Consider the following 10,775-nt stretch of genomic DNA (forward strand, 5'->3'; position numbering starts at 1 on the left):
CAGACGTTCTCAACTCAAGGGAGTGGGAACGCTGTGTTTATCGGCCTCTTTTTGCGCCAGCTTTTCATCCACCAGCTGTTTGTCTCCCCTGTCCATGTCTGGCGCCTGACCGTTCTCATTGCTATCGGGCATCAGTGCCAGCCGGGTGAGCAGGGGAAAGTGGTCGGAACCAAAGGCCTCCAGGCGCCTTATCTCTTTTAACCTGAAATGGCGGCTGTGGAAGAGGTGGTCCAGGGGCCACCTCATCAGGGCACAGCGGGCATGGAAGGTGTTGAACATGCCTCGTCCTATTCTGGGATCCAACAGCCCACTGACTTTTCTGAACAGCCGGGTAGTGCGCGACCAGGCCACATCGTTCAGATCGCCTGCCACCACCACCGGACAATCCTGAGCTTTGACCTGTCTTGCCACAATCAGCAGCTCTACATCCCGCTCCAGCGAACGGGTATTCTCCGGCGGCGCCGGAGGCGTTGGATGGATAAAATGCGCTTCTACCTTTTGCCCTGTCGGCATTGTCACGGCCACATGAATGGACGGGACGCCCTGGTCGACCAGATAACGGATGTGTCCGTTTTCCAACGCCAGGCGCGAATACAGGTGCATGCCGTAGAGATTATCCAGCGGGCACTGAATACTGTGGGGATAAGATGGCAAAAGGGCGTCGAGCTGATCCTGCCACCACTGGTCAGATTCCAGGGTAACCAGGATATCCGGTTTTTCCCGGCGGACTATCTCAATCAGTTTGGCGGCATTGCGATTGGGGGTATAGACGTTGGCGGCGATAATGGACAGGGTGGGGTTGGTTTCAGCCGGAGCGGCTTTGACTTCTGTATCGAACAAGGGGGTATAGGGCAGTATCCATCTGGCCTGATAAAACAGGATTGCGGCGGATACACAGATTAACAATGCGGACGCGGGCCGGGTCAAATCCAGTAACGCGAACTCCAACAGCAACATGAGCAGGGCCAGGGCGGAAAACTGCAGACGTGGGAAGGCCAGCGCTCTGACATACCAGGCTTCAGAGTGCAAAAGTGGGATCAGGCAAAAGGCCACAAGCAGCAGATTGAGAAAACAAAACAGGTTAATGAGCAAATCCTTGTCCTCGTTGTTTGATCCCCTCCCGGGGCACCACACTTAGCCTCCATTGTAGTCGAAACAGCTCAGATCCTTGTGGCACGTACGTTTTTCCCCGGCCCATTCCTGATATAATCCGGCCGTTTTGAATCAGTGAGAGTGGAAATGCGAATAGCTCTGGGGATTGAGTATGACGGGGCCAGCTATTACGGCTGGCAGCGTCAGCGGGAAGTCAACAGTGTCCAGCAGGAGTTGGAAACAGTCCTCAGTCGGATTGCCGACCAACCCATAGAGTTGACCTGTGCGGGGCGCACCGATGCGGGCGTACACGCCACAGGCCAGGTGGTGCATTTTGATGTGGACAAACCAAGAGCCATGCGGGCATGGACGTTGGGCATGAACGCCAGCCTGCCTGATACCATTGCGGTTAAATGGGCCAGGGAAGTGCCCGAAGCCTTCCATGCCCGGTTTTCTGCCACCGCCAGGCGTTATCGCTACGTGATTTATAACCACCCCCTGCGTACCGGTATTCTGCGCCAGGGTGTTACCCACTATCACAGCCATCTGGATATCGACAAGATGCAGCAGGCCGCCCAATGCCTGCTTGGCGAACATGATTTCAGCGCCTTTCGCGCGGCTATCTGTCAGTCCAGATCGCCGTTTCGTAATGTCACCCATATCAGGTTGCATCGCCTCAAAGACTTTGTGGTGCTGGAGATCCAGGCCAATGCTTTCTTGCACCATATGGTACGCAATATAACCGGCTCTTTACTGGAAATCGGCTCAGGAAGACAGCCGGTGGAATGGCTGCAGACATTGCTGGAGATGAAAGATCGCAGTAAAGCCGCGGCCACGGCCAGGCCCAACGGCCTGTATCTGGTGGATGTGAGCTATCCCGAGGCTTTTGGTTTACCGACAGGCAGTCCGGGCCCTTTGTTTCTGCCCGACCAACTGGGTGGTGACTTCTAAGACCAGTTTTGTTTTCGATACGGCGCAGGTTTATGCTCTAATAGCGCCAATTTAGCCTTATCAGCTCCTCGGCGCCCCAGGGGTGCCTGTCGGGCCAACAACAGATATACTTAGCGAGAATCAATCGCTTCCAAGCATAATCAGTACAAAGGGATTCCATGAGCTGGATTCAGAAAATATTACCCCGTACACAGCAGTCCGCCACCGCTAAGGCCAATGTTCCGGAGGGCGTCTGGACCAAGTGTTCAGAATGTCAGGCAACCCTGTATAAGCAGGAGCTGGAACGACAACTGGAAGTCTGCCCCAAATGTGATAACCACATGCGTATCGGTGCCAGGGCCAGAATAAACAGTTTTCTTGACCAGGGTGAACGTGTGGAACTTGGCGGCGATCTTGAGCCGCAGGATATCCTCAAATTCAAGGATTCAAAGAAGTACAAAGACCGTATTGTGGCGGCCCAGAAAGCCACCAATGAGAAAGATGCCCTGGTGGTGGTCAAGGGTAAGCTTAACGGTATGCCGCTGGTAGTGGCTGCGTTTGAATTCGCTTTTATGGGCGGTTCCATGGCTTCCGTGGTTGGTGCGCGGTTTGTGAAGGCGGTGGAAGCCTGCCTTGAACACAACTGCCCGCTGGTGTGTTTCTCCACCAGTGGTGGCGCCCGTATGCAGGAGGCGTTGCTGTCTTTGATGCAGATGGCCAAGACCAGCGCCGCCCTGGCCAAAATGAGCGAAAAGGGCCTGCCCTATATCTCGGTGCTGACGGATCCGACCATGGGGGGGGTCTCTGCCAGTCTCGCCATGCTTGGTGATGTCAATGTGGCAGAGCCCAAGGCGCTGATTGGCTTCGCCGGTCCCCGAGTGATTGAGCAGACGGTGCGGGAAAAACTGCCCCCGGGCTTCCAGCGCAGTGAATTCCTGATTGAGAAAGGCGCCATCGATATGATAGTGGATCGGCGCCAGATGCGTGAGAAGCTCTACAGCGTACTCAGTAAACTACATTCACATCATCTCTGAACCATGTCTTATCCTGCCCATCAACAGCCTTCCACTCTGGAAGGCTGGTTGCGTTATCTGGAGTCCATTCATCCGGCCACCATCGACATGGGCCTGGAGCGGGTCAATGAAGTTTTTGTACGCCTGAAGTTGGATTTTTCCAGGATCCGGGTGGTAACGGTAGGCGGTACCAATGGCAAGGGCACCACCTGCGCCATGCTTGAGCAGGGAGCTTTGCTGGCGGGCAAAAGCACTGCCGTGTACAGTTCCCCGCATATTCTGGATTATCGTGAACGCGTTCGTATCAACGGTGTGCTGCTTGATGAACAGGCGCATTGCCAGGCCTTCGCCATCGTGGAGGCAGCCCGGGGTGAAACCAGCCTGACCTACTTCGAATTCGGCACCCTGGCCGCGCTGGTACTGATTGCCCGACATCGTCCCGATTTCGCCATTTTGGAAGTGGGCCTGGGGGGACGACTGGATGCGGTCAACATCCTGGCTCCCGAGCTTGCCATTATCACGACCATCGATCTGGATCATCAGGACTGGCTCGGTGATACCCGTGAATTGATTGCTGCAGAAAAGGCCGGTATTTTCCGTGCCCATGGTCTGGCGATAATTGGTGAACCCAACCCGCCCGATAATCTGATTGGGATTTGCCAGCAGTTGGAAGTACGGGCATGTTGGCAGGGGCAGGACTTCAGTTACCGCCTTGATAAGGGCCAGTTTGTCTGGCAGGACCGCGAAGGGAACGGTGTACAGGGGCCGATTCCGGCTATTCCGGCGGCCAATGCTTCCACCGCATTGTGCGCACTTAAATTGCTGGGTTTGTTGGACAAGCTGGAGGCCAGCCGGCTGCTGAGCAGTGTTAGGTTGCCGGGGCGCTGTCAGCTCATCGCCAGTCGCCCGGATATCCTGGTCGATGTCGCCCATAATCCACAGGCGGCAGGATATCTGGCCAGCCAGATCCGCGCCCGTCAGTGGCAAAAACTGCACCTGGTGGTGGGTATGCTAAAGGATAAGGATATTCGCAGCAGCCTGGCCGTTTTCACCGAGTTTGAGCCGGTTTGGCACCTTGCCTCCCTTGGCCCGCCGCGGGGGGCCAGCAGCGGGCAGTTGCATGCCTTGCTGCCAGCGGGTCAAAGCGTGATAGACTACGACTCGGTAACCGAGGCGTTTATCCAGGCCAGACGCCAGGCTAAGGAGCAGGACCTGATCCTGGTCTTCGGATCCTTCCTGACCGTTGCCGAGATATTGGCGTTGCCTGACTTGCAAAACAAGGAGTAGGGGTTGTCTTCTGCATTTCAAAACAGGTTGGTTGGCACCATTATTATGGTGGCCCTGGCCGTTATCTTCCTCCCTGACATACTGGACGGCGAAAAGATCTCCCATAAGGACACCTTTTTGCAGGTGCCATCCCGCCCCGCTCTGCGCGCAGTGCCAGAATCGGAGCCTTTCCCTCATCAGGAGGTGCAGGACCGGGTAGGGCGTAAGGTGGAGATAGTGGAAGAAGTCGCCCTTGACGATCCCCCCACTGAGTCGCCCTCGGTTGCTCAGGAGCTCGCCTCGGAGGAAAAATCTGCCTCGGCGGTGGGAGACTATCAGGTGGAGGATACCGCTGAACAGAAAGCCGTGACGGCCGGATGGGTCGTGCAGCTAGGCAGCTTTCGCCACCAGAAGAATGTGCGTGAGTTGTTGGACAAACTGGAAGCGGCCGGTTATCGCGCCTTCAGCCGTAAGATTCAGACCAGTGCCGGTGAGCTGACCAAGGTATTTGTCGGCCCGGATCTGCAAAAGGACAAGATGGAAAAGGCCTTGCCCCATCTCAAGGAACTGACCGCACTGCAGGGCAAGGTCACTGAGTTTAAGGTGGAGTGACCTTAAGGAACGGGTGACCAGCAATGGGTGAGAAGTGTTGGATAACCCGTGTCTTTGTCACAGGCAACGGGCAAATAAACAAGATTTCCCTTGTCACTTTTGCTAGAATGCGCGCGGCAATTTTCCACCGACTCATGGCATGAATTGGATCGACTACTGCATCATCGGCATTATCCTGCTGTCCACCCTGATCAGTCTGGTCAGGGGCTTCGTCAAAGAAGCCATCTCTCTAGCCGTGTGGTTCGCCGCTTTTTTTATCGCCAGTCAATTTTACGCCGACCTGGCCGTACATCTTACAAATTTTTCCGACACCATGGTACGCAACGGCGTGGCCATCGCCATCCTCTTTGTAATCACTCTGATTTTGGGTGGTCTGATAAACTATTTGCTTGGTCAGATGGTCCAATACACCGGCTTGTCGGGTACCGACCGGGCATTGGGTGCAGTATTCGGGTTACTCAGAGGGGCATTGGTGGTCAGTGCGCTGCTTTTTTTTATGGATGCCTTCACCGGCTTTCCCAGCGCTCACTGGTGGCAGAGTTCCAGGTTGATCCCTGAATTCAGTATTGTGATCGAATGGTTCTTCGAGTATTTGCAGAACCACTCCAGTTTCTTAAACCCTACTTAAAATAGGTAATTTGCATGTGTGGTATCGTTGGTATCGTGGGTAAAGGCCCGGTCAATCAAGCGTTGTACGACGGATTGACCGTTCTGCAGCATCGCGGGCAGGATGCTGCAGGGATCGTCACAGTCGATGACGGTATGTTTAATTTACGTAAGGCCAACGGACTGGTGCGGGATGTGTTTCATAGCCGCCATATGCAAAGACTGACAGGTAATTTTGGTATAGGCCATGCCCGTTACCCCACGGCTGGTACTTCCAGTTCGGCGGAAGCCCAACCCTTCTACGTCAACTCCCCTTATGGTATTGCTTTTGCCCATAACGGCAACCTGACCAATGCCCATGAGCTGGCCGAAGAGGTTTTTCGTATTGCCCGTCGCCATATCAACACCAATTCCGATTCGGAATTGCTGCTGAACATCTTTGCCCATGAATTGCAGAATTGTTCGGGGTTGACCCTGGAACCCCAGGACGTATTCAATGCCGTAACCCGCGTGCATCGCAAAATCAAGGGGGCCTACGCGGTTGTAGCCGCAGTGATTGGCAATGGTATGGTGGCGTTTCGTGATCCCCATGGGATCCGGCCGCTGGCCCTGGGCAAGCGGGAGACCGAATTCGGTGACGAATACATGGTGGCGTCTGAGAGCGTAGCCCTGGATGTGGTGGGCTTTACCTTTATCCGGGATGTGGCGCCAGGGGAGGCTATCTATATCACCGAGGACGGCCAGCTCTTTACCCAGCAGTGTGCCGATCACCCAACGCATACACCCTGTATCTTCGAGTTCGTGTATTTTTCCCGCCCGGACTCTTTTATTGACGGCATCTCTGTGTATGCCTCAAGAGTCAATATGGGACGTAAGCTGGGTCAGAAGATTGCCAGGGATTGGAGTGACCTGGATATTGATGTGGTCATCCCCATCCCTGAAACGTCCTGTGATATCGCTTTGCAGATAGCCCAGGAATTGAACCTGCCTTACCGCCAGGGTTTTGTGAAGAACCGTTATATCGGCCGCACCTTTATCATGCCGGGCCAGACCCAGCGGCGTAAGTCGGTGCGCCGCAAACTCAACGCTATTTCTTCTGAGTTTGCCGGTAAGAATGTATTGCTGGTGGATGACAGCATTGTACGGGGCACTACCTCCGAACAAATAATTACCATGGCCCGGGAGTCTGGTGCCAAAAAGGTCTACTTTGCCTCTGCTGCTCCGGAAATTCGCTTCCCTAATGTGTACGGCATCGATATGCCTTCGGCCAACGAATTGATTGCCCATGGCCGGGAAATCGAGGAGATCTGCCAGTTAATCAAGGCCGACGGCCTGATTTTTCAGGATATCAGTGATCTGGTGGAAGCGGTCAATGAGGAAAACCCCGACATTCTGCGTTTCGAGACATCGGTATTCGACGGCAACTATATTACCGGCGATGTGGACCAGGATTACCTGAACCGGCTGGACTTGTTGCGTAACGATACGGCCCGTCATCAGCGTCCGCAGATGGAGTTGTGCAATCTGGAAATGCATAACCTGGATGTGGAATAGGGGTTCCCCCTAGAAGGAAAAACCGCGTCTGACGCGGTTTTTCTGCTTTTAGGCCAGCCGGGTTTTATTGCCCCCCTTGAGCTTCATCCCACATAAACCGGGCCCAGGCCCATACTCCACAGGATGACGGAGGCAGCCATGATAATCACCAGCAACACCAGACCACAGGTGACCACCGAGCTGGAGTAGATAAAGCCTTTCTCCTCAGGGATCTGCATGATGATGGGCAGACCCGAGTAAAGCAGGTAGACAGAGTAGGTCAGACCGGCCAGTCCCACCAGCATCACGAACCAGAGTACGGGGAACAGGGCAGCGAAGCCGACCATAAAAATGGGCGTGGCCGTATAGGCGGCAAGCTCCAGTGACTGGGTAAAAGTCGGATTGGCGTCGAAAGTCTTGCCCATCCACTGAATCAGGTAAGCCAGACCTATGACGCCCGCGATAAGAGCCAGATACATGGCGATGCTCATCATCATGGCGCTTTGCGGGGTCAGTTTGATCAGGTCCCCCACGCCGATACTCCAGCCCAGATGGGCCGCAGAATAGTAGCCTGTGACAGCCGGGATCAGGGCCACGATCAGTATATGGGTCAGGCTGTAGGTCAGGCTCTCATGGCGTTTTTCAATGGTTTGCCATTCTTCTTTGGGATGGGCGTAGAGACCCCATAAGTGGTTCAGGATCATAAGTTACCTCACTTAGCGCTGATGGCGTTGTGTTTGTCCGTCGAGATGCCGGAGCGGCATAGATCGGCAAAGTTGTTATAAGTTAACATTAATTTAACATCAGTTTCTTTGACCTTGGTCATTACGTCAACAGTTTATTTGACGTTCACCGGCTCGCCCCGGCATTCGGCTGCGAAAGTTTACGTTTGTGGGTAGAATACGCCTCTTTGCCTGCCTGGCGGAGTCACCATGTACCCGGAATTACTGAAACCTATTCAAGGCTTTTTAGGCTGCCCGACGCCCAAAGCCTGGATAGAACAGGCCAGAAAACAGCAGAACCTGGCTGTCCTTTTGATCGACCATGCCAACTGCGAGCTGAAAGCGGCGCAGACGGCCATGTGGTTGATTCGACGCTATGCCGTGGACAAGGACAGCGGCGAGACGTTGCTGGCCTGGCTCAGACCCTATGAGGATTATGTCTATCGAGGTCAGGGCTCAGGGGACTTCAGCGCCGGCAGCAGCGGCCTGTCAAAGAAGCTGATCAGTCAGTCGGATTTTGAGTTTGGTGAGGAGCTCATCGACAAGATGGTGTTGTTGATTAAGGAAGAGCTGCACCATTTCCAGCAGGTATTGGAAATTATGACGGACAGGGGAATTCGGTACGAAAATCTCAGTGCTGCACGTTATGCCAGGGGACTGATGCAGCAGGTCAGGAGCCACGAACCCGCTCATCTGGTGGATAAACTTATCTGTGGCGCTTATATCGAAGCCCGATCCTGCGAACGTTTTGCTGCCCTGGCGCCTCATGTGGACAAGGTATTGGGGGATTTTTATGCCTCATTGCTGCGCAGTGAAGCGCGCCATTTTGAAGACTACCTGAGCCTGGCCCGAAAAATTGCCGGGCAGGATATTGGCCACAGAATACAGGCAATAGGCCAGGCCGAGGCCTCATTAGTCCAGTCACCCGATACAGAGTTCCGCTTTCACAGTGGCCCGCCTGCATAACGGCGGTTTGCCTTCTGGCCTGTCATATTAATTTCTTCTTTTTGTCTCAATAACTTAATCAGACTGAAACCTGCAACTTACAACATGGGTTGTTCCCTTCCAGGGAGTCCTTTTTTGACGTCCAGCCGAGCAGTAGACGTAGTGCATAACTAAAGAATAATGGAACAGACCCATGTTAAAACACAAACGCAAATTTTCTCTTTTGGCCGCCTCTGTGGTGCTGGCCCTCACCGCCTGTGACGGAGATGACGGGGCAGCCGGTCCAGCCGGCCCGGCTGGGCCCGCAGGACCGGCTGGCGCACCCGGCCCACAGGGGCCAGCCGGTGATGACGGTGAAGGTGCCGTTGCCAGTGGTAAGCTGACCCGCCTGGCCACTGTCCCTGCCGGTGCCGAGGTCACAGGCGCTTTCCTGTCCGATGATGGCGATCTTTTTTTCAACGTCCAGCACCCTGACGACAGCAATGCCGAAGTGGATGCGGTCAATGGCCGTCCAATCAACCGCGGTACCGTAGGCGTTCTGGCGGGGGTTAACTTCAATAATCTGCCTAAAAATATTGTCAGCTCTCCGGTGCCGGTAACAGATTTCGAAAGACAGACAGTCATGTCGGCGGTGGGACAGTATCAGATCCTGGGCCAGACCGGCGATACCTTTGCTGATTTAGGGGCCAACGGCCTGCCGGGCGGATTGGGCGTGCACTACAGTATCCTCAGCGGCGAGAAGATCATCGAGAATGAAAACCCGGACTTTAACGGCTTTATCGCCACCGCAGAGAACGAAGGTTATCTCTTCACCAACTGGGAATCCTATCCTGGCGGCGTAAGTCGTATGAAGATAGTAAAATACGCCACCGGCGACTGGTCTGTAACCGACGCCATGATGGTGGACTTCGATGATGTCGGGGGAACGGCTGCCAACTGTTTCGGATCTGTCTCACCCTGGGGCACCCCGCTGACTTCCGAAGAGTGGATCGTCAACTCTTCGGTTAACAGTACTACCAGCCCGAGCTGGAATGATCCGGCCGATACCAATACGGATGGCATCGAGGCCCTGACCGCCCCAGACTTTCCCAACCCCTATCGTTACGGGTACATTGCCGAAATCAAGGAGCCGACCGGCGCTGCGCCAGTAGTCGTCAAGCATTACACCATCGGCCGCTACGAGCATGAAAATTCTGTGGTCATGCCGGATCGCAAGACGGTCTATTCCTCACAGGATGACACCGGCGGTGTGTTGTTCAAGTTTATTGCCGATACGGCAGAGGATCTGAGTGCCGGCACCCTGTATGGCGCCAAACTGACCCAGGATGCCGGTCTGTCCGACCCTGCAGTGACGGGATTTGACGTGGAGTGGGTGGAACTGGCGCATGGGGACAATGCCACAATAGAAGCCTGGATTGCCGAGTATGATGGTATCGGCAGCGATGATTACGTCGAGGGTCAAACCAGCTATATGTCTATGGCCGACGTGCAGGCCTGGGCCGATGGCGATGCAACTTATCCCACTGTTGCCGAAGGCGGCAGCCCGGTAACGGCCGGCCAGCCGATGGATAACCGTGCGGTGTTCCTTGAATCCCGCCAGGCCGCCCGCCTTAAAGGTGCCACTGCCGAGTGGGTGAAGCTCGAAGGCATCAGCATCAATCATGATCGGGTACTTGAAGCGGTGACTGGTGAGGATGTAATCGAAGACGAGGTAGTGGACAAGGCTTATATGTATATCGGTATCGCCGATATGGACGGCACCATGGTGGACAACGAAGGTGATATGCAGCTATCCGCCAGGGTTAAGGACTGTGGTGGACTATTGCGTGCCCATATCGACAATAACTACAGCCTGACCCGCATCGAGCCGGTTGTGATGGGCTCGACCTACCGCTCCAGCCTTACCGGTGCGGCCCGTTGTGACGTGGATCAGTTGTCCCAGCCTGACAACACCCTTGTGATGCGCGATGGTCGCGTGATTATCGGTGAAGACGGCTTCCAGGAAAACAACACCCTGTGGCTGTACGACCCCAAAGGTCAGTAATCTGACCCCTGG

The 10,775-nt window shown here is 54.8% G+C and carries 10 protein-coding genes; 8 read left to right on the forward strand and 2 right to left on the reverse strand.

Annotated features, from left to right (window positions below):
• Positions 1-9: 9 nt before the first annotated feature.
• Positions 10-1,092 carry an endonuclease/exonuclease/phosphatase family protein gene (locus tag J0A66_RS15855; protein WP_206574824.1) on the reverse strand — a complete coding sequence of 361 codons (1,083 nt, stop codon included), beginning with the start codon at positions 1,090-1,092 and terminating at the stop codon, positions 10-12.
• Between the two features lie 147 nt (positions 1,093-1,239).
• Between J0A66_RS15855 and truA the strand changes: the two genes are divergently transcribed.
• From truA to purF, 6 genes are all read left to right on the forward strand, one after another.
• Entirely contained in the window at positions 1,240-2,043 is an 804-nt protein-coding gene (gene truA, locus J0A66_RS15860; RefSeq protein ID WP_206574825.1) for a tRNA pseudouridine(38-40) synthase TruA, read from the forward strand.
• A 158-nt stretch (positions 2,044-2,201) separates the two neighbouring features.
• Positions 2,202-3,056, forward strand: a complete 855-nt coding sequence (gene accD, locus J0A66_RS15865; protein WP_206574826.1) for an acetyl-CoA carboxylase, carboxyltransferase subunit beta — start codon at positions 2,202-2,204, stop codon at positions 3,054-3,056.
• 3 nt (positions 3,057-3,059) lie between these two features.
• Positions 3,060-4,322 (forward strand): bifunctional tetrahydrofolate synthase/dihydrofolate synthase, encoded by a 1,263-nt coding sequence (folC, locus tag J0A66_RS15870; RefSeq protein ID WP_206574827.1) that lies wholly within the window; start codon positions 3,060-3,062, stop codon positions 4,320-4,322.
• Between the two features lie 3 nt (positions 4,323-4,325).
• The gene (locus tag J0A66_RS15875; RefSeq protein ID WP_206574828.1) at positions 4,326-4,913 is read left to right on the forward strand and encodes an SPOR domain-containing protein; all 588 of its coding nucleotides are present in this window, start codon (positions 4,326-4,328) and stop codon (positions 4,911-4,913) included.
• A gap of 139 nt (positions 4,914-5,052) precedes the next feature.
• Complete coding sequence (locus J0A66_RS15880) at positions 5,053-5,541, forward strand: CvpA family protein (protein ID WP_206574829.1); 489 nt, start codon at positions 5,053-5,055, stop codon at positions 5,539-5,541.
• A 14-nt stretch (positions 5,542-5,555) separates the two neighbouring features.
• Positions 5,556-7,073: an amidophosphoribosyltransferase gene (purF, locus tag J0A66_RS15885; RefSeq protein WP_206574830.1), complete on the forward strand. Its 1,518-nt coding sequence runs from the start codon at positions 5,556-5,558 to the stop codon at positions 7,071-7,073.
• A gap of 83 nt (positions 7,074-7,156) precedes the next feature.
• Here the strand turns inward: purF and J0A66_RS15890 are convergent, their stop codons facing one another.
• Entirely contained in the window at positions 7,157-7,756 is a 600-nt protein-coding gene (locus tag J0A66_RS15890) for a Yip1 family protein (RefSeq protein WP_206574831.1), read from the reverse strand.
• Positions 7,757-7,984: 228 nt separating this feature from the next.
• Here J0A66_RS15890 and miaE point away from each other — a divergent pair, with 228 nt between their 5' ends.
• Positions 7,985-8,740, forward strand: a complete 756-nt coding sequence (gene miaE / locus J0A66_RS15895) for a tRNA isopentenyl-2-thiomethyl-A-37 hydroxylase MiaE (RefSeq protein ID WP_206574832.1) — start codon at positions 7,985-7,987, stop codon at positions 8,738-8,740.
• 172 nt (positions 8,741-8,912) lie between these two features.
• A complete protein-coding gene (locus J0A66_RS15900; protein ID WP_206574833.1) occupies positions 8,913-10,763 on the forward strand; it encodes an alkaline phosphatase PhoX in 1,851 nt (616 codons plus the stop codon).
• Positions 10,764-10,775 lie beyond the last annotated feature (12 nt).

It is taken from the genome of Bowmanella dokdonensis (genome assembly GCF_017254865.1).
In the GTDB taxonomy this organism is placed as follows: Bacteria; Pseudomonadota; Gammaproteobacteria; order Enterobacterales; family Alteromonadaceae; genus Bowmanella; species Bowmanella dokdonensis.